The 17,887-nt window shown below is 69.0% G+C and carries 20 protein-coding genes; 7 read left to right on the top strand and 13 right to left on the bottom strand.

All coding sequences use genetic code 11. The features are described from left to right. Positions 1-7: 7 nt before the first annotated feature. From eccCa to H7J86_RS15225, 7 genes are read right to left on the bottom strand one after another with little or no spacing between them, the layout of a single operon-like run. Positions 8-2,239 (bottom strand): type VII secretion protein EccCa, encoded by a 2,232-nt coding sequence (eccCa, locus tag H7J86_RS15255; RefSeq protein WP_267291900.1) that lies wholly within the window; start codon positions 2,237-2,239, stop codon positions 8-10. A 15-nt stretch (positions 2,240-2,254) separates the two neighbouring features. Beyond that, positions 2,255-3,781: a type VII secretion protein EccB gene (gene eccB, locus H7J86_RS15250; RefSeq protein WP_267291898.1), complete on the bottom strand. Its 1,527-nt coding sequence runs from the start codon at positions 3,779-3,781 to the stop codon at positions 2,255-2,257. 4 nt (positions 3,782-3,785) lie between these two features. Next, complete coding sequence (gene eccA / locus H7J86_RS15245) at positions 3,786-5,507, bottom strand: type VII secretion AAA-ATPase EccA (RefSeq protein WP_090364768.1); 1,722 nt, start codon at positions 5,505-5,507, stop codon at positions 3,786-3,788. After that, the gene (locus tag H7J86_RS15240) at positions 5,500-6,051 is read right to left on the bottom strand and encodes a YbaB/EbfC family DNA-binding protein (RefSeq protein ID WP_267291896.1); all 552 of its coding nucleotides are present in this window, start codon (positions 6,049-6,051) and stop codon (positions 5,500-5,502) included. Before H7J86_RS15240 ends, eccA begins: the two co-directional genes overlap by 8 nt. Before the next feature lie 12 nt (positions 6,052-6,063). Next, the gene (locus H7J86_RS15235; RefSeq protein ID WP_090364739.1) at positions 6,064-6,906 is read right to left on the bottom strand and encodes an ESX secretion-associated protein EspG; all 843 of its coding nucleotides are present in this window, start codon (positions 6,904-6,906) and stop codon (positions 6,064-6,066) included. Continuing rightward, positions 6,906-7,226, bottom strand: a complete 321-nt coding sequence (locus H7J86_RS15230) for a type VII secretion target (protein WP_267291894.1) — start codon at positions 7,224-7,226, stop codon at positions 6,906-6,908. The genes H7J86_RS15235 and H7J86_RS15230 overlap by 1 nt, the downstream gene beginning before the upstream one ends. A 6-nt stretch (positions 7,227-7,232) precedes the next feature. Further along, the gene (locus tag H7J86_RS15225) at positions 7,233-8,330 is read right to left on the bottom strand and encodes an EspA/EspE family type VII secretion system effector (protein ID WP_267291893.1); all 1,098 of its coding nucleotides are present in this window, start codon (positions 8,328-8,330) and stop codon (positions 7,233-7,235) included. A gap of 370 nt (positions 8,331-8,700) precedes the next feature. Here H7J86_RS15225 and H7J86_RS15220 point away from each other — a divergent pair, with 370 nt between their 5' ends. Further along, positions 8,701-10,074, top strand: a complete 1,374-nt coding sequence (locus H7J86_RS15220) for a MinD/ParA family ATP-binding protein (RefSeq protein ID WP_267291892.1) — start codon at positions 8,701-8,703, stop codon at positions 10,072-10,074. Between the two features lie 24 nt (positions 10,075-10,098). On the opposite strand, the gene H7J86_RS15215 is transcribed toward H7J86_RS15220, so the two are convergent. Further along, entirely contained in the window at positions 10,099-10,776 is a 678-nt protein-coding gene (locus H7J86_RS15215) for a helix-turn-helix domain-containing protein (protein WP_267292960.1), read from the bottom strand. A gap of 321 nt (positions 10,777-11,097) precedes the next feature. Here H7J86_RS15215 and H7J86_RS15210 point away from each other — a divergent pair, with 321 nt between their 5' ends. After that, positions 11,098-11,388, top strand: coding sequence for a WhiB family transcriptional regulator (locus H7J86_RS15210; protein ID WP_090364731.1), 291 nt, complete (start codon positions 11,098-11,100; stop codon positions 11,386-11,388). Positions 11,389-11,448: 60 nt separating this feature from the next. Here H7J86_RS15210 and H7J86_RS15205 read toward each other — a convergent pair whose 3' ends face one another. Then, positions 11,449-11,919, bottom strand: coding sequence for a hypothetical protein (locus tag H7J86_RS15205; protein WP_267291890.1), 471 nt, complete (start codon positions 11,917-11,919; stop codon positions 11,449-11,451). 265 nt (positions 11,920-12,184) lie between these two features. On the opposite strand from H7J86_RS15205, the gene H7J86_RS15200 reads away from it, so the two are divergent. From H7J86_RS15200 to H7J86_RS15190, 3 genes are read left to right on the top strand one after another with little or no spacing between them, the layout of a single operon-like run. After that, positions 12,185-13,141, top strand: coding sequence for a pirin family protein (locus H7J86_RS15200; RefSeq protein WP_267291888.1), 957 nt, complete (start codon positions 12,185-12,187; stop codon positions 13,139-13,141). Then, the gene (locus H7J86_RS15195; RefSeq protein ID WP_090364725.1) at positions 13,131-13,400 is read left to right on the top strand and encodes a GNAT family N-acetyltransferase; all 270 of its coding nucleotides are present in this window, start codon (positions 13,131-13,133) and stop codon (positions 13,398-13,400) included. The genes H7J86_RS15200 and H7J86_RS15195 overlap by 11 nt, the downstream gene beginning before the upstream one ends. Continuing rightward, positions 13,397-14,194, top strand: coding sequence for an acyl-CoA thioesterase domain-containing protein (locus H7J86_RS15190; protein ID WP_267291887.1), 798 nt, complete (start codon positions 13,397-13,399; stop codon positions 14,192-14,194). Before H7J86_RS15195 ends, H7J86_RS15190 begins: the two co-directional genes overlap by 4 nt. Here H7J86_RS15190 and H7J86_RS15185 read toward each other — a convergent pair. The 3 genes from H7J86_RS15185 to H7J86_RS15175 form a co-directional block, all read right to left on the bottom strand. Further along, positions 14,172-14,690: a pyridoxamine 5'-phosphate oxidase family protein gene (locus H7J86_RS15185; RefSeq protein ID WP_267291885.1), complete on the bottom strand. Its 519-nt coding sequence runs from the start codon at positions 14,688-14,690 to the stop codon at positions 14,172-14,174. The two genes, H7J86_RS15190 and H7J86_RS15185, sit on opposite strands and share 23 nt — an antisense overlap. A 70-nt stretch (positions 14,691-14,760) precedes the next feature. Further along, positions 14,761-15,420: an enoyl-CoA hydratase-related protein gene (locus H7J86_RS15180; protein WP_267291883.1), complete on the bottom strand. Its 660-nt coding sequence runs from the start codon at positions 15,418-15,420 to the stop codon at positions 14,761-14,763. Beyond that, the gene (locus H7J86_RS15175) at positions 15,417-16,028 is read right to left on the bottom strand and encodes a TetR/AcrR family transcriptional regulator (protein WP_267291881.1); all 612 of its coding nucleotides are present in this window, start codon (positions 16,026-16,028) and stop codon (positions 15,417-15,419) included. The genes H7J86_RS15180 and H7J86_RS15175 overlap by 4 nt, the downstream gene beginning before the upstream one ends. Positions 16,029-16,103: 75 nt before the next feature. Here H7J86_RS15175 and H7J86_RS15170 point away from each other — a divergent pair, with 75 nt between their 5' ends. Together H7J86_RS15170 and H7J86_RS15165 are read left to right on the top strand one after the other, a co-directional pair. Then, complete coding sequence (locus H7J86_RS15170; protein ID WP_267291879.1) at positions 16,104-17,048, top strand: DUF808 domain-containing protein; 945 nt, start codon at positions 16,104-16,106, stop codon at positions 17,046-17,048. 31 nt (positions 17,049-17,079) lie between these two features. After that, complete coding sequence (locus tag H7J86_RS15165) at positions 17,080-17,502, top strand: EVE domain-containing protein (RefSeq protein WP_090364716.1); 423 nt, start codon at positions 17,080-17,082, stop codon at positions 17,500-17,502. On the opposite strand, the gene H7J86_RS15160 is transcribed toward H7J86_RS15165, so the two are convergent. Beyond that, complete coding sequence (locus H7J86_RS15160; RefSeq protein WP_187097390.1) at positions 17,483-17,860, bottom strand: hypothetical protein; 378 nt, start codon at positions 17,858-17,860, stop codon at positions 17,483-17,485. The genes H7J86_RS15165 and H7J86_RS15160 overlap by 20 nt on opposite strands. Positions 17,861-17,887: the final 27 nt, after the last annotated feature.

Here is a 17,887-nt window from a genome sequence, read left to right as displayed (position 1 = left end):
CCGTTGGTCACGACACCACCCCCGCGTCCAGCAGCGGTGCCGCCGTGAAGGGCTGAATGCGCACCACCTGGCGCTTGGGCTGGACCCGTGGCGCATCGTCGTCGGCGCCCGCGAGCACGGTGGGCACGTAGTTGGTACCGGTGTACACACTGTGGAATTTCACCGGGTCCTCCATCCCCACCCGCAGGAATCCGACCCCGCTCTCCTTGTTTGTGATGTACTGCGCCTCCGGCGTACCGATCACCGCCTTGGACTCCGCGGAACTGGTGGTGCGCAAGGCAATCCGATAGGTGAGGTTGGGTTCGAGCTTGTCGATCCGGACACCGCCGGTGTTCAGCGACTGGGTGGCCAGCAGCAGATGCACCCGCAGCGACCGGCCGACGCGGCAGATCCGGTCGAACAGCGCGATGAAGTCGGGGTGGTTCTGCAGAAGTTCGGCGAACTCGTCGACGACGACGAAGAGTGTCGGCAGCGGAGCCAGATCGGCCCCGCGTTCCCGGTGCTTCTCGTACTCGGCCACCCCGGAGAGCGCACCGGCGGCACCGACCTGCATACCCGCCTGGCGCAGAATGGACTGCCTGCGGTCCAGCTCACCGGTCAGCACCTCACCCATCCGGCTGACCAGCTCGGCCTCCTCCTCCATGTTGGTGACCACCGCCGCGGTATGCGGCAGCTTCTCCATGCCGAGGAAGGTGGAGCCACCCTTGAAGTCGGTGAGCAGCAGATTGACCTGATCCGGGTGATGCGTCGCGGCCAGCGACAGGATCAGGGTGCGCAGGAACTCTGATTTACCGGAACCTGTTGTCCCGATCAGCATTCCGTGTGGACCGGCGCCGAACTCGGCGCCTTCCTTGATGTCCAGGTGCATGATGTCGCCGGTCTTGAGCTCATGCCCGAACGGAATCCGCAGCCGGTCCCGGTCGGTATCGGTGAACATCCGCCAGCGCGCGGGGGTGACCTCTTCCACCGTCTGCGCCCCGACCAACTGGTGCCACTCGGTGGCGACCTTCTTCTGCACCCGGGTGGTCTTGTCGATGATCGTCCCGGTGATGGACCAGCCGGCGAGCTTCCTGGCGATCCGGCCCGCCTGGGCCGGCGTCATGGAGTCCGTCACCCGGACCACCTGGCGCCAACCCTGTTGGGCCAGTTTGTCTTCGGCAGATCCGTCGGGATTCACCTTCAGTTTGTAGGCCGATCCCCGGTGATTGCCCAGCGTGATCACCGTGACACCGGCACGGCCGTCCACCGGGAAACCGGCCCGACCGCCGGTGAGGTCGATGACGACGACATAGGCGCCGGCCGGTGCGGCGTCGGCGGTGTGCGGACCGCGCGCCGTGAGATCGGACAGTCCGTCCGGCCGGGTGAACACCAGCCGGGTCGGGCCGGCCACGTCGGTATCGGTCTGGTGCTGCGCATGCGGCAGCCATTTCAGCCAGGCCCAGCTCGGGTCCTCCGGGGTGTCCGTGAGCACCCGGATCTGCAGCAGGTCCGGTGGATGCAAGACGGCCAGATGGCAGATCATCGCGGTCAGCAGACCGGCCGCACGTTCGGGCTCACCGCCGACGGCGATCGTCGGGAAGGTGCGCAACTGCACCAACTTCGGGCAGTCGTGGATCAGGCCGTGCGTGCGCAGGAACTTGATCAGCCACATGTGGCTGACCGGCTCCAGGTGCGGTTGTGGCGCACCCTGGGGTCCGGCCAACTCACCGCCCACCGCCGGCTTGAGCAGCCGGTCGACGGCCGGCTCGGCACCGATGCCGATCCGGGTGGCCGCGAAGAAGTCGCCGTTGGCCGGCCGCGACCACTGCCGGTTGGTGCCGACCATCGACAGCAGGTCGCCGGGATGCGGTGCGTGATAACCGAAGAACGTCACCTGAGCGGCGGCCGAAGTGGTGACCCGGGACCGCAGGCCGGCCAGATACCGCAGGTACTCCTTGCGGTCCGCGTTGATCTCGGGCACCTTCTTGCCGCCTGGGCCGCCACCGGCCATGAAGCCGACCGTGCCCATGATCATCATCAGCGGCATCATCAGCATGTAGGGCGACAGCTGCCGGATGCCGGTGAAGATCATGATGGCGAGCATGCCGAGCATCCCGCCGCCCATGACGTAGGGCAGCGCCTTCTGCAGGCCCGACGGTGGGATCTCGATACCCAGGTCATCCGGTGGGGTGACGTTGATCTCGCCCGGTGTCAACCGCGGGCCCCGCCGGATGGTGGGGGTGAACTTCTTGGTGGTCATCGTCCACCTCCTTTCCTAACGTATCGGCGCACCCGGCGCGGGCATCGGCAGTGGTGCGGCCGCACCCGGCGGCGCGGGGGCGCCCTGGCCGGGCGCCTGCTGGCCGGCCGCCGTGCCCGCGACCTTGCGGGGGTCGGGGTCGGCGGGCAGCGTGTCGTGCTCGAGCAATGCCGCCTCCTTGGACAGCACCGGACCGTCGACGAGCAGGCTGACCACCTGCCAGGGCGCGGTCTGCGGTGAGGTCAGCCCGAGCACGGTGGCGGTGTCCTGATTCGGCAGGCCGTACCGGATGCCCTGCGGGTCGATGTAGTAGAGCGCCTCGCCGTAGCGCGGATCCGGTGACTGCAGCCGGATGAACTGCCCGCCCTCGATGTACACCGTTGCGGTGCCGGCGATCTGGCGAATGCCCGCGTTCATCCGGGCCGCCGGGATCGGCAGATGCCGTCCGCTGAAAACGGTCTGGCGCGGCGACTGGTCGCCGGGTTCACGCTGCCAGGACCAGCACAGCGTCGGGGCGTCGTGGCGCCGCCGGATCTCCATCGGTTGATCGGGCAACGGCGACACGAAAACCTGTTCGGCAATCTTGGCGACATCGCTGGCCTCCACCGACGGCGGCGAGATCAGTCCGAACGAGTTGGACGCGCGCAAGGCGGCGGCCGTCGTGCCGTTGACCTTCGCGACACCGTCGGCAAGCACCACATACTGCTGCTCGCCCGCGTCGGAGATCGTCTTGAACACCGACCCGATCACCAGATTCGGCGGCAGGCCAACGGTATTGGGGGCGCCCGCGCCGGCGATCTCCGGCAACTGCCAGGGGCCGGCGTTGGGCAGCGCGTTGAACAGGCCCTCGGAGATCGGCGTGGGCCGCGCGGTGACCGGGATGCCGACCGCACTGGTCACGGCCCGGTTGGCCAGGTCGATGGAATGCCGGCCGTCCTGGGTCACCAGCCAGTTGCGGTCCTGATAGGACACCAGCACGCCCTGGCTGGGGCGGATCGGCCCGACCGAGGCGTCGACCGCCGGGGGCATGATGACCACCGACGTCTCCACCGAAGGTGCGACGCTGTCGGGTTTGGTGACCGTGTCGCACAATGTCCACGTCGACGCCGGCGCACCCAACGGGGTGGCATACGGCGCACCCGGGATACCGATCGGCTGGCCCTTCGACATCCGGTTCAGCTCATCGGATTTCACCGCCGACGGATTGTTGGAGTTACCCAGCACCAAGCGGGCCGACGTCAGGTTGTAGACGGGCCGCAACTCTCCGGTGCCGGGCAGCACGACGTAGAGCTGGTTGGTCGTCCGGTCCACCAGAAGTGAGTCGTCGCCGCGCTTGCCGAGTGGTTTGAAGTACGCCAGCAGCGCCGCGCCGAGGCACACCAGCACCGCGATCACGATGCCCGCGCTGACCGCCCGGCTGTAGAACTGCAGCGGGTCGTCGTACATCCGGGTATCGCGCCGGACGATCGCATGCTCGACCCGCCGCAGCAGGAAACGCCATCCGCTGACCTGGACCTTGGTGGTGAGCCGGAAACCTGCCATCTGCTCAGGCGCCGATATTCAGGCGGGCGTGCACAGCCTCGATCGCGGCGGCCATATCCTCGCCGGTGACCTCGCTGAGCGCATCGACGTCGAGGTTCTCGAAGTCCAGCGAACGAGCCAGCCGCATGTCCCGGCTCTGCTCGCCCGCCTCGACGAGCTGGCGGGCATACCGGCCGTTGCCCGCGATGTCGAGCGCCGGCTTACCGTTGAGGTTCCGCTGGCTCAGCAGGGTCGCCGCCTCCAGCACACGCTTGGCCGCCTCCTCATCCAGGCGCGAATCATTGGCCCCGGCAATGACCTTGGCGATCTCGACGATCTCCTCGGGTGCATAGGAATCGAACTCCACGCGGGTGGAGAAGCGCGACCGCAGACCGTCGTTGGTCTCCAGTAGTCGGTCGATGTCGGCGCTGTACCCGGCGATGATGACCACGAGCCGGTCGCGGTCGTTCTCCATCCGGGCCAGCAGCGTGTCCAACGCCTCGGTGCCGAACGGGTCGGCGCGGCCGTCCCGCTCCTGCACCAGGGTGTACGCCTCGTCGATGAACAACACCCCGCCGACGGCCCTGTCGATGGTCCGCGACGTCTTCACCGCCGACTGGCCTTCGTACTCGGCGACGAAATCCTTGCGGGAGGTCTCCACCAGTTTGGGTTCGGTGATGACGCCGAGGCCGGCCAGGATGTTGGCCACCACGCGGGCGATGGTGGTCTTGCCGGTGCCGGGCGGTCCGGTGAAGATCATGTGCTTGGACTGTTGGGCGACCTTCATCCCGCGCGCGGCCCGGACCCGGGCCATCTGGGTGGCCGCCCGGTACTTCTCGATCTGCTCCTTGACCCGGCTCAGCCCGATCTGCCGGTCGAGTTCGGCCTGCGCCTCGGCGAGCAGTCGTTCGCGGCCGGAGTTGTCGGCGGCGACGCTGGCGGGATCCCAGGGGTCCTTGCGGGCGGCGATCTTCTCGGCGGTGGTGGTCTCCATCCGGTAGGACGGATCGCGCAGGGCCGCTGTCACTTTCGGGGACGGGTGGGTGGCCTGCAGCCATTCCAGCAGCGCGATGGCCGCATCCTCGTTGCCCTGGCTGCGCCGGGTCATCGCCAGGAACCAGGCGATCGCCGGCGCGCACGCCTCACCGGCCGGCGCCGAATTTGCCTCCGTCAGTCTGCGTTCGGCCTCGGTGAACAGACCGAGGTTGGCCACCGCCACACCGTGCGCCACGCTCGCGGCCGCGCCGAGGAACTTGTCCGGCCAGCCGGCCGCCCCCCGCACCTGGTCGATCACATCGGTCCAGCGTTCGGCAGCGCCGTAGATGACCGCCTTGATCCAGGAGACCAGGTACTCGGCACCGGCGGCGGGCGCGTCGTCGAGTGCTTCGATCGCGTCGGCATAGTTGCCCTCGGCGGCCTCGCGCACCGCGAAGGCCATCGTGATGGCCAGCGGCGAGTTCACCGGGTAGGTGATATCCCCGTACAGCCCGCCGATCGGGATCCGGGCACCCAGGCTGTTCATCGAGACCTCGGCACGGCCGGCGAGCTGGCCGAAGTTGCCGCGGGAGAACCAGGCTCGGAACAGGGTGGCCCGGTCGGTGTCCCCGCACCGGATCCGCCCGACCCACGCGTCGCAGGCGGTCTCGTCGACGGCGGTGATCTCGGTGAACAGTTCCAGGGACCGGGCGGGTGAACTGGGCAGCATGCCGATCGCGGTGCCGAACAGACTCGCCAGATGTTCAGTCATGGTCACCTGCATACCTGGTCGCGAAAACGTGCGCCTGCGCGGCATCGGCCTCCTCCGGGGAGGGCAGATCGAGATCGCGCTTCAAGAAATCCCGGGTGACCACATCGTCCTGGCCTTCGCGCCGCATTCCTTCGAGCATGTAGGTGAACTGCGCGGAGCGGGCCTGCGCGGTGGCCAGCCCGGCGATCACGACGATCTCGTCGGCGAGCTGCGCCTCCGTCGACAAGACGGCGGAGGGGGCCAGCTCGATGCGCTGCACCCGACCGTCCATCAGCGCCGTCACCGTCACCGTGCCGGGCGGGTTCGTGACCGAGAACACCGCCACATCCGCGTCGAGGTCCTCCTCGGGAGGCCCCTCGTCGTCATCCACAGCAGCGGGCAACCCGGCGTCGAACACACTGAAGGCATCGAAAACCGATCCCTCCTCGTCCACGGCCTCGGCGTCGCCCGCCGCGAAGTCCAGCCCGACCAGATCGTCGAACCCATCCTCGGTCCCCCCGGGATGCGGATAGTCATCGTCGTCGTACGACGGAGTCCCCACCATCGAATGCTCTCTTCAGTCCCCGTCGAAGTAGTCGGTGTCCACCGTGCGTTCGAACCAGGTGCCCGACGGCAGGAATTCGATCAGCCCGTCCAAGGCCCGTTGCAGGTTCTCCTGGGTGCCGGGCAGGAAGCTGCCGAACAACTCGCCGTTGACGCGGCGCGGGATCGAGACGATCCGGCCGAGTTTGGAATCCAGCACGCCGGCGGCGACGGCGGCCTGACTGTAGGTGCCGCCGTCATGCCGTTCGTTCGCCGTGATCTCGACCCAGCTGTCGGGTTCCGCGGTCGCCTGGGCGTACACGCGTGCCGACGCCGGGGCGATGCCGAACTGGGCCAGCTGGTGTGGGGTCCGGGCGTCGGCGAGCTGCGAGCTGACCGCGGTCATCGGTTCCACGTCGGCGGGTTCGGCGGTGCCGAGCACGGCGGTCACCATCCCGGCGAGTCCGACCTGCGGCGCCACCCGCTGCAAGACCAGCATTTCCCCATCCCTGGCGGCGATGACATGACGCTCCCCCTTGCGACACACCACGAATCGCACCATCTTCCCACCCACATCTCGACGCCACCACCGGCCCTCCAGGGTCCGGTCCGGGCGGGCCAGGGTGTCGGTCATCGCCGCCACCTCGGGGTGCGGTGCACCGAAGACGTCGAGCACGCCCTGCGCGGTGAGGTCGCGCGCGACCTGCTCCCACACCAGGTCCCGGAGTTCGGGCTGCGGGATGTTGGGCCGGATGCCCAACGAGGTCGGGAACTCCACCAGGTTGAGCCGGTCGGCGATCACCAGCATTCCGTCGATGGTGACCTCCACCGCGACGACGTCGTCGTAGTGCGTGGGTTCGCGGTGGAAGCTCGTCATCACCGGCCCCCTGCGATCTGCCGGTCCAGAGCCGACCGCTGCGCTTCATCGGTGCGGTCGTACCGCCCGGCCGAATCGCCGAGCCGGACACCGAGACCCTGCGACACCGACGCCATCCGCGTACCGGCGTCCGTGCGGGCCGCCTGTACGGCCGCGAGCGCCGCGGAGGTCGCGGAGGCGACCACACCGTGCGTGGCGCGCACGGCAGGCGGCGTTGCCTCGGGCATTGCGGTGGCGGCGGCGAGTTCACCGGCGGCACGCTCCTGGACGGCGGCCAGGCCACGTAAGCACGCGGTGGTGACGCGCAGATCGTCAGACACGTGGTCTTACCTCCCAGGTGGTTGCGTGGCGGCGTCCGATACGGGCGTATGGCCGGGGTTAACGTTAGCCGGGTCGGAGCCGCCAGGACCACTGTCTTCTGCGCGGACGTGAATTAGCTCATCCGGAACGGCCGTCGAGGACGGGCCGGGTTCGCTTTCGTCCTCGTCGTCGGGCTGGTGCTCGCGCGGGCCGGCCGCCGCACCCTGGGCGGCCGCCTGCACCGCCGCGGCGACAAGCCCGCCGGCGGGCGCGAGCAGCGCGGCCAGCGGGGCGGTGAACGCCGTGGCCAGCGCGGGCAGCGCGCCCGCCATCCCGAACAGACCGGCGAGTGCGGCCGGCGGACCCGGTTGATCGGCGGGGTCCACACCGGTCGACTCCGCGAGATCCTCGGCACCGCCGGCGGCGCCGACGGCACCACCCATGGCACCGAGATCGTCGGGTTCGGCGTCCGGCGGGCGCGACGGGCCACCGCCGGGTCCGCCGAACCCACCGTCAGGCAGTTCCGCGCCGGCGGCGATCGCCTGGTAGCGGCCGACGAGATCCTTCAGCTTGTCCGCGTTGTCTGCGGCCTCCTGGTGCATATTGGCGACCTCGAACCCCGCAGATGCCAGCGCCGTGTGCACCGCCGCGCTCTCGACCACAAGTTTGGCCGCGTCGCCGTACCGCGGCACCAGATCCAGCCATCGGGTGTACTCCGACAGCTCGCCGAGCCAGTTGTAGAGCTCGTCGATCTGCCTGCGGTGAAAGCTCACCTGGTACGCCTCGCCGGCCAGCACGCGGTGCACCTCGCGGTCGGCGTCGGCCACGGATTCCGCGCGCATCCGCTGCCGGGCGTTCTGGTCTGCGTAGGCGTCCGCACCCTCCCCCGCCCAGTGGTCCGCGGCGACCGCCCCACCGAGTTCCGCGTCCGCGCTGCGGAATCCCTCCGCCGCCGCGCCGAACGCCCGCCCGTCATCGGGATCACCGTCACCGAGGGTGCGCTTCATCTCGGTGAGCAGCCACTGACCGCCCGCGAGGATGTGCGAGCCGACCGCCTCGACGAGGGCGCCGGTGAGCTCGCCGTCCTTCCTCGACGGGCCGGGTGGCGTCGGTCGCGTGCTCACCGTGCCCCCGCCAACCATCCGGCGCGCCCGAATCTCACTTTGCCAACCCCATTCCGGTACCTGTCGGATCGCAGGTCCATCCGCCTCCGGAAACGACCATAACAGCGGATCCCGGCCACCTCACGCACCAATTTCCGCCCGCAGCCGGGCCCTATTTCTGCACTACAAGTGGCCTATCTGGAAAGTACCCGCACCGGCGGCGCCGATGCGACGACCAATGACGCGCGGGCCGAACGTCACCGCGCAGTTGCCGTTCCTCCAGGACAACGTGTTTGCTGCCCGGTGCCGCCTCACCCCGTCGCCGAGGGCGGTGGTTGATACTGGTGGGACCTGACGTCCGTGTCGGGAGACTGCGCAGAGGAGGACCACGGTGAGCGACCGTGACGACGCGCTGCGTCACGAGCTCGGTTGGACCGGGCCGGAGGAATCCGACTACGAACCGCCGACCACGAAGGCGCGCTCGGCGGCGCCGGCCCCTGCCGCTGTGCCCGCCCGCCCGCCGGTGGATTTCGTGGCGCCCACACCCGACGAGCCGCGTCCGCCCGCGCAGCATCACCGGTCCGACGCCGGCGACGACACCGGACCGATCGCCGCCGTGCGGCCCGAGCCCGTTCCCGGTCACCTCCGAGCCGAACACCCGCACGCCCACTCCCGCCCCGAGCACGCCGCGCCCGCCCGGTCCGACTGGCCGCCGCAACCGGCTGCACCGCCCCCGCGCCCGGCGCCCCAGGGTCCCGGCCATCCGCACCCGGGCCACCCGTGGCCGCCGCCCGCCGGGTACGCCCCCGCAGCTCCTTCGTCGTACGCCGACCGGATCCCGGTCAGGGATCTGGTTCCCACCCGGCCCGCACCACCCACCCGTGGCTGGCGCCGCGTGCTGCACACGCTCACCTTCGGGCTGGTGAACCTCGGCCCCTCGCCCGACGAGATCCGGGAGGCCGAGCTCGAGGCCGGCATCCGCGGCGTGCTGCGCGGCCATTACAAGATCGGGGTCATGGGCAAAGGCGGCGTCGGCAAGACGACCGTATCCGCAAGTGTCGGTTCGGTTTTCGCAGAGCTGAGGCCTGACGACCGGGTGGTGGCCGTCGATGCGGACACCGCCTTCGGGAAACTGGGCAGCCGGGTGGATCCGCGCGCGGTCGGCTCATACTGGGAGCTGGCGTCCGACCAGCATCTGGACACGTTCGCCGATATCCGCAACCGGGTCGGAAACAACGCCGCAGGGTTGTTCGTGCTGGCGGGCGAGGCCAGCCCCGCGCGCCGGCGCATCCTCGACCCGGCCATCTACCGGGAAGCGACCTCACGGTTGGACCGGTACTTCTCCATCTCGATCGTCGACTGCAGTTCCACCATGGACACTCCGGTCACCCAAGAAGTGCTCCGCGATCTCGACGCGCTGATCGTGGTGTCCTCGCCCTGGGTGGACGGTGCCGCCGCGGCCGGGCAGACGATGGACTGGCTGGCCAGCCGTGGACACACGAACCTGCTGCAGCGCACCGTCGTGGTGCTCAACGACTCCGACGGGCACTCCGACAAACGCACCCGCTCGATCTTGGTCCAGCAGTTCGCCGGGCAAGGCCAGGCCGTGGTCGAGGTACCCTTCGACAGCCAGATCAGGCCCGGCGGAGTGATACCCGGCACCAGGGGAATGTCACCGCAGACCCGGCGAAAGTTCGTCGAGATCGCCGCGGCGCTGGCCGCCCACTTTCCCCGCACCGACGACCGGAACCGGGAACGCTTCTGACCACGTTGCAGGTCGCTTCGCCGTTCAGCGCCAGTCGATCTGAGCGATGAGTTCGTCGACGGCGGCCGACGCGTCGGCGGGCACCTGCTCCTCGGCCTCGACGCGGGTGACGACGTCCTCGGGTACTCCGGCGGCCTGCGCGGTCTCGGCGATGGTGAGGTTGGCCCGTCTGCGCGTGGCGTAGAGCCGCTGCCCCAGGGTCGCTCCCGGGGCGGCTGCGGCACGCAGGGTGAGCTCGTCGATCAGATTGCGCACGGTACTCAGCGCCCGGATCAGCGCGGGTGTCACCTGGATCCGGGTGGCCCGGGCGGCGACCGCCTCCAACTGACGCAGATCGGACAGGATCGCGGTCGCACGCGGGATGAACTCCGGGTGCTCGGGGTCGGGCAGAGCGGTGATCGTCGACCCGAAGGTGTTCGCCGCCGCCGTCACCGCCTGCGCGATCAGCGGGATCTCATCCGCGGCCGTTCGACGCTCGGTCCGCGCCTCCGCCGGTTCACCCCGGCGCAGGCGCTCGATGGCGCCGGGCGGCCATTGCAGGATCGCTTCGAGCTTGGCCCGGGTGCCCTGCCGCGGCCAGCTGCGGCCCTTCTCGAAGGCGATCAGGGCGCCCGCATTGATGACCCCCTCGGCCGCGAGGCTGCGCTGACTGACATTGAGTTCGCGGCGACGGGCGGCGGCGGCGGCGCCGGCACGGACCATTCCCGGGTCTTCGCCAGGGTCGGGTTCGACCACGCGCGTGACCTCCCTGAACCCTGGACCGGATGCGACTAGGTGCGCCAATAGTAGCGAAACTACAGCGGCACCATCTACAACTCGCCACAAAACTGTTGCATTGACACCCTTACTTCCGTTGCGTTCGAGCTGCAGAATTGCATCGCTGTAAGCATTTCACACAACTTGCCTGCGCAAACAGTTCGATCGAAGGCGCACTGCCGCCACCTTGAAACTGTTGCATCGCTACGGTTTGTGTTCTACATTCGTCTGCAACGCGGCAGACCCGCCGCCGACAGGAGGATCACCATGAGCCCATTGAGCGCAGACGGACTGCCCATCGGCGAGTGCACGCGGGATCCCGAGCGTTGGACCTCGGCGGCCGACGAGGATGCGAAAACGATCTGCCGGATGTGCCCGCGCCGCTGGGCCTGCGCGAGGGAAGCCTGCGAACTGCCCCGCGCCGAAGGATTGTGGGCAGGCATCGTCATCCCCGAAGGAGGACGTGGCCGCACCTTCGCGTTACGGCAGCTGCGATCGCTGGCCGAACGCAACGGTTATCCCGTCCGGGCACGCCGGCTCTACCTCGAGTCGGCCTGAGACCGGCTGCTCCCGCTACCGCATTCGAGGGGCCGGTAGCGGGAGTGGCCTTCTCGGCTCTCAGATCTTGGCGATGAAGTCCGTGGTGTACGCCTCGGCGGGCTGCTGCGAATACGCACTGGGGCGTTCGACGGAGATCCAGACTCCGGTAGCGCCGGGATTGACCGCCGTGCGGATGGTAGCGTGCGCCGCGCCGACCCCGTCGGTCTGCAGCAACACCGGGGCGACACCGCAGTCGTTGGAGGCACGCGGCATCTGGAACACCCGGGCGAAGTACTGGGTGTCGGGCCGTGCGGTCAACAGCTCGACATCGACGACGAGCGTGTCGCCCTCGGTCCGCACATGCGCCAGCGGTCGCGCATAACCGGTGGCCCACGTGCGCTCCGCCGGGGTGTAATCGCAGGCCCGCACGGTACTGGTGAACGGCATGATGGTGGCGTCGGCCGCGGCCGTACCCACCGGGAAAACCACCGACAGCGCCGCCATCACCGCGCCCAGTCCGGCCGCAGTCACTTTGGCACGCTTTTGCATGTGGCTCTGGTCTCCCTAAGTTACTTGCCGGTAATTTTACCGCCGCGTTGATTGCCGCGGGAGTGGCCGCCGCGGTGATACTGCTCACCGCGCCACCGACGGAATAGCCACGGCCCCCGGCCTGTTGGACAGTCCGACGGTGCCGGTCATGCCCCGGGTACCACATCAGAATCGTCGCCTCGAGCGACCACTTGCCGAGAGGCGCCATGCCGGTACCGTCCCCAAACTTCTGCTCCCCGCCGCGCGCCGGGGCTACTGTGGCAGCGTGAGCAACGCGGATGCGAACCCGGATGAAGTCGACTGCGGCGCATCGCGATTCAGTGGGGTGTTACATGCTCGCGAGGTGCCGCTGGGCGGTCCGCGAGCGATGACGGTGCGGCGCACGCTGCCCGCAAAGGAACGCTCCATGGTGGGGGCGTGGTGTTTCGCCGACCACTACGGTCCCCAGGACGTGCGTGGCGGTCCCGGAATGGACGTCCCGCCCCACCCGCACACCGGATTGCAGACCGTCAGTTGGCTTTTCAGCGGTGAGATCGAACACCGCGACAGCGCCGGGGTACACGCCATGGTCCGGCCCGGTGAGCTGAACCTGATGACCGCCGGTGCGGGTATCTGCCATTCCGAGGTGTCGACCGCGGCCACCACCGTGTTGCACGGCGTCCAGTTGTGGGTGGCGCTACCCGACACGGCCCGCGACCGCGGCCGCGATTTCGCGCACTATGCGCCGCCCGCCGTCTCCATCGGAGGTGCCACGCTGCGGGTGTTCCTCGGCGAGTTGGGCGCAAGCCGCTCGCCGGTGTCCACCGCCACCGCGCTGCTGGGCGCCCAAATCGATGTGGCTCCCGGGGCGACCATCGACTTGGACGTCGACCCGGCCTTCGAGCACGGTGCGCTGCTGGACCAGGGTGAGGTCGAGGTCGCCGGCGATCAATTGCAGGTCGCCGATCTCGCCTACCAATCCCCCGGCTGCGATCGCCTGCAGATCGTCAACCGTGCCGACGCGCCGGCACGGCTGATCCTGTTGGGCGGTCCGCCGTTTCCCGAGCGGCTGGTCATGTGGTGGAACTTCGTCGGCCGCAGCCACGAGGACATCGTGGAATATCGCGAGGCCTGGCAGGCCGGGGATGCGCGGTTCGGCGCCGTCGAGGGCTATGCCGGTGCACTCCCCCGACTGCCCGCGCCCGTGCTGCCCGGAGCTAGGCTCAAACCCCGTGAGCGCTGAATACACGGCAGCCGTGGTGACACCCGGCGACAACCGGTTCACCATCTCCCTGGACGGCAGGCAGGTCGGTCTGGTCGACTTCCACGATCGCGACGGGGTACGGGTGTTCACGCACACCGAGATCGATCCCGCATTCGGCGGGCGCGGCCTGGGGACGCAGCTGGTCGCCGAGACCGTGGCGGCCACCCGTGCCGACGGGCTGTCCATCGAGTCGTACTGCTCGATGGTCACCCAATACATCGCGAAGCACCCGGAGTGAGCTTGCCAGCGGCCTACTTTCGGGCCGCCGGGAACGGGTTCGCGCCGACGCCGCTCGCCCAGGGCCCGTGGGGTCAGACCATCAGCGGCAACGTGCTGGGCGGTCTGCTCGGATTCGTCCTCGACCGCGACGCGGGCGACCCGCAGATGCAACCGGCCCGGCTCACCGTCGACCTCTTCCGGCCCGCCGCACTTGAGCCGGTCACGGTGCGCACCCAGGTGGTCCGCTCCGGCAAACGCATCAAAGTTGTTGATGCTCAAGCGTTTCAAGGTGACGTCATGGTGGCGCGGGCCAGCACCGTGTTCCTGCGCCGCGGCGAGCCCGCCCCGACCGATATCTGGACATCCGAGATCGCCATCCCGGCCGCGCCGCCGCCCGACCACGATGACGACCGGCCGATGCAGATCGTCGCGCACGGGGCCGGGACGGAACCGAGTTCGGATCTGACCGCCTGGCAGCACACCGGACCCAAACACGCGTGGGTGCGCAACACGGCACCGGTGGTCGACGGCGAACCGATGACACCGTTCACCCGGGCGGCCATGGCCGGCGACGTGGTGAGCTCACTGACGCATTTCGGGCCGGGCGGGCTGCACTACATCAACGCCGACTACACCTTGACGCTGAGCCGCCTGCCCGTCGGACCTGATATCGGTCTCACCGCGCTGACCCACTACAGCAGTGCCGGCGTCGCGACCGGCACCGCGGCGTTGTTCGATCGCAGCGGACCGATCGGCAGTGGCATGGCGACCGCGGTGACCAGCGGCGGCTTCAGCCCGCCGCCGGGTCGCTAGCCAGATACTGGGCGGTGCTGCCGCTGACCGGCATCTCCGGCATGCCCAGCTTGCGGTGATCCCAACTGCGCCGCCGCGACTCCACCACCCGGATGCAGACCCGGTTGTTCATCATCTGGTCCACAAAGGGTTTCATCTCGTCGGTGTAGGGACCGGTGTAGCGCTCCCACACACTGATGCCGACCCGCAGGTTGGTCTCGGGATCGTCGATGATCTCCGCGGTGCCGTCGATCGACACTCCGCGCAAGGTGTTGTAGGTCAACCCGTCCTCGATCATCACGGTGATGGTCGGATCGCGGCGCAGGTTCACCGCCTTCTGCGATTTGGCCTTGGTCTCGAACCAGATCTCCCCGTCGAGGACGGCGTACCACATCGCCACCAGGTGGGGCCGGCCGTTCGGCAGCACCGTCGCCATGGTGGCGGTGCGGCTGCGCTCGATGAACTCGGTGATCTCGTCATCGGCCATCACGATCGTGGCGCGCTGATTGGTTCCCATGATCAATCCTTACCAGGGGGCCGCGGCGGCCACCGTCACCGGGATGCCGTTGCGCCCCCTGTCGACCGGGCTACCGGCCGGCCGTGAGGACTTCGGCGGCAGCACCGTACATGGTCTGCTTGATGGCCCCCAACGTGCCGGGGTCTTTCCCGGCCAGCGGCCGCAGGATGTCCAGGGCGGCATCGTCGACCGCACCCTCACCGGCGGTGCCGTCGACGATGGCGTAGGCCTGTGCGTCGACACCTCCGAACCGGCGGCCGGTGGTCATCGACGCGACGGCGGCCTGCGGGGTGAGCTTGGCCTGGATGAGCGCCGCCATCCCGTCGGTGAACGGGATGCGGATATCGGCCTCGGGGAAACAGAAGAAGCCGCGGTCGGCGCGCATCACCCGGAAGTCGTGCGCGACGGCGAGCATCGCCCCGGCGCCGAACGCGTGCCCGACGATCGCGGCGGCGGTCGGGATGGGCAGGGTCAGCATCCGGGCCAGCAGGCCCTGCACCTGTCCGACATACCACGGGGTGCGGTCGGCGTTGGCCGCCAGCCAGTCGAGGTCCAGCCCGTTGGTGTAGAACTTCCCGCTCGCCGTGGTGAGCAGCCCGGCGGCCCCGTCTGCGAGCACGGTGTCCAGATGTGCGTTGACGGTATCGAGAAAGTCTGGGGTGAAACGGTTCTCGTCGTCACCGAGGTTGAGCACGGCGATCTTGTCGGTGTATTCGAGGGTGGCTGTCATGGTCGGGTTCCTTTCAGGGGTGGCGGTCCGATATCGAGCACGGCGCGTACGGCCGCGCTCAGGTGGTTGCGGGCGGTAGGGCTGGCCAGTCGGTCCCGGGTGAGCAGGATGGCGGTCGGCAGGTCCACGACGCAGGTGGTGATGGTGTCCGCCGCGGCGCGGTCGCGGCGGTGCCACAGGCCGTCGGCCAGTCGCACCATCGTGTCGACCAGCCGGATCTGCAGCTGGTGCAGTTCGCGGGCCAGCCCGTCGGGTAGCTCGGCATCCAGGATGTCCTCGCGTCGCACGGTCAGCACCAGGCGACCGGAATCCGGGTAGCGGTCCGCCAGCACCGCGGGCGCTCCGGCGGCGGCGATCACGGCGGCCACCGGGTCCGGCGCCTGGTCGATGAGGGCGTCCTGAACCTGCAGGAACCGGTTACCGGCCCGCAGCCAGGCCCGGCCCAGTAGCTCCGACCGCGACGAGAAGCTGTGGTAGAGCGCGCCGTTCGAGATGCCGGCGGCGGTGGCGACGGCGCGCACGGTCACGGCCGCCGGACCCTGTTGGACCACCAGCGTCTCGACGGCGTCGAGCACGGTGTCCGGGTCGTACACGCGCGGGCGGGCCATGGTGCCACCATAACAGAGCATCCGCTCTGTTATGGCCGGCCTGAGCGGTTCCTGCGTACCGGGTACCCTTCGGGCATGAGCGCCGGGCTGTTCGGACTACTCGACGACGTCGCCGCCCTGGCCCGGTTGGCGGCCGCGTCCATCGACGACATCGGCGCGGCCACGGGCAAGGCGACGGCCAAGGCCGCGGGCGTGGTGATCGACGACACCGCGGTGACGCCCCAGTACGTGCACGGCATCACCGCCGACCGCGAACTACCGATGATCAAACGCATCGCTGTCGGGTCACTGCGCAACAAGTTGGTGTTCATCCTCCCGGCGGCGCTGCTGTTGAGCCAGTTCGCACCGTGGTTGCTGACACCGATCCTGATGCTCGGCGCGACGTACCTGTGTTTCGAAGGCGCCGAGAAGGTGCTGGGCCGGTTCCTGCATCACGACGCGCACGGGTCTGACGACGCAGAGGCGTCCGCCGGGGCGGTCGACGAGAAGGCGATGACGGCCGGTGCCATCCGGACCGACTTCATCCTGTCCGCCGAGATCATGGTGATCGCGCTCAACGAGGTGGCCCATCAGCCGTTCGTACCGCGGTTGATCATCCTGGTGATCGTCGCGCTGGTGATCACCGCCGCCGTCTATGGCGTCGTCGGCGTTCTGGTCAAGATGGACGATGTGGGGCTCAGCCTGGCGCAACGGCAATCCCGCTTCACCCAGAAGATCGGCCGCGGCCTGGTCGCGGGAATGCCGAAGGTGCTGGCCGCGCTGTCGACCATCGGCACCGTCGCGATGCTGTGGGTGGGCGGGCACATCCTGCTCACCGGTACCGACAACCTCGGCTGGCATGCGCCCTACGGTCTGGTGCACCACGCCGAGGACTTCGTGCACCACGCGGTGCAGGGCATCGGCGGCCTGCTGGCCTGGCTGACGAACACTGCGGCCTCCGCCGTCGTCGGCCTCGTCGTCGGCGCCATCGTGGTGGGTGTCGTCCACGTGCTGCCGTTCGGCAAGAAGAAGCACGACTGAACCTGTCGGGGCCCGCGCCTACCCTGCGGGCATGACGTACTGGATCAACACCGTCAGTCGCGGTCACGTCGAACGCGGCGTCGCCGGCGGCTTCACCCAGGCCAACCACGGCAAGCCGCACGGGCTGCGCAAACTGGCCCGCGATGACTGGATCGCCTTCTATTCACCGAAGACCGACTACCCCGAAGGCGCACCGCTACAAGCATTCACGGCGCTGGGTCGGGTGTCCGACGACGCGCCGTATCAGGCCGACAACGAGCACTGGCGACGCCGGGTCGAGTTCGTGACGTGTACCGAGACTCCCATCCGTCCGCTCCTGGATCGGCTGGACTTCATCGTCGACAAGGCGCGCTGGGGCTACCGGTTCCGGTTCGGGTTGTTCCCGATAGAGCAGACCGACTTCGAGGTGATCCGCGCGGCGATGTGCCCCGACGTCAATGCGGTACCGCACTGAGCATCAGGTAGGCCAGACACAGCATCGCGTTGAGCGCTATCAGCGCCACCGCGACGAAGATCGCCGCCTGCACGGCACTCGCGCGGGCGCGCCGCATCGCGGCCTGGTGTCGCTGTTGTTCGATATCGAGGGCGGTGAGCGCGAACCGCACGTCGGTCACTTCCGCATCGGTCGCCTCGTGGCCCGCTTCGGCGGTGCCCGCGACCAACTCCCGCAGCCGGGGCGCGGAAATGGTGACCCCGACCCCGGAGAACCGCCGGCTCCAGTGCCGTGCCTGCCGTCTGCTCAGCGACTGCGACCGCCCGTACGCCCGGTGCGGAGCGGCTCCCCATTCGCCGGCCCATACCGGGAATGACACCCCTTGATGTTAGGCCGATTCCCGCTG

The organism is Mycobacterium hackensackense, assembly GCF_025822555.1.
GTDB classification, from domain to species: domain Bacteria; phylum Actinomycetota; class Actinomycetes; order Mycobacteriales; family Mycobacteriaceae; genus Mycobacterium; species Mycobacterium fluoranthenivorans.
The sequence above is the reverse complement of the archived record's forward strand: the minus strand, read 5'-3'. Positions and strand labels throughout refer to the sequence as shown.

Bases quoted from the DNA above. Each gene is read 5' to 3' on its own strand.
- eccB (WP_267291898.1), bottom strand. From the start codon at position 3,781: ATGGCAGGTTTCCGGCTCACCACCAAGGTCCAGGTCAGCGGATGGCGT.
- eccA (WP_090364768.1), bottom strand. From the start codon at position 5,507: ATGACTGAACATCTGGCGAGTCTGTTCGGCACCGCGATCGGCATGCTG.
- H7J86_RS15240 (WP_267291896.1), bottom strand. From the start codon at position 6,051: ATGGTGGGGACTCCGTCGTACGACGACGATGACTATCCGCATCCCGGG.
- H7J86_RS15210 (WP_090364731.1), top strand. From the start codon at position 11,098: ATGAGCCCATTGAGCGCAGACGGACTGCCCATCGGCGAGTGCACGCGG.
- H7J86_RS15235 (WP_090364739.1), bottom strand. From the start codon at position 6,906: ATGACGAGCTTCCACCGCGAACCCACGCACTACGACGACGTCGTCGCG.
- H7J86_RS15185 (WP_267291885.1), bottom strand. From the start codon at position 14,690: ATGGGAACCAATCAGCGCGCCACGATCGTGATGGCCGATGACGAGATC.
- H7J86_RS15205 (WP_267291890.1), bottom strand. From the start codon at position 11,919: ATGCAAAAGCGTGCCAAAGTGACTGCGGCCGGACTGGGCGCGGTGATG.
- H7J86_RS15170 (WP_267291879.1), top strand. From the start codon at position 16,104: ATGAGCGCCGGGCTGTTCGGACTACTCGACGACGTCGCCGCCCTGGCC.
- H7J86_RS15180 (WP_267291883.1), bottom strand. From the start codon at position 15,420: ATGACAGCCACCCTCGAATACACCGACAAGATCGCCGTGCTCAACCTC.
- H7J86_RS15215 (WP_267292960.1), bottom strand. From the start codon at position 10,776: ATGGTCCGTGCCGGCGCCGCCGCCGCCGCCCGTCGCCGCGAACTCAAT.
- H7J86_RS15165 (WP_090364716.1), top strand. From the start codon at position 17,080: ATGACGTACTGGATCAACACCGTCAGTCGCGGTCACGTCGAACGCGGC.
- H7J86_RS15175 (WP_267291881.1), bottom strand. From the start codon at position 16,028: ATGGCCCGCCCGCGCGTGTACGACCCGGACACCGTGCTCGACGCCGTC.
- eccCa (WP_267291900.1), bottom strand. From the start codon at position 2,239: ATGACCACCAAGAAGTTCACCCCCACCATCCGGCGGGGCCCGCGGTTG.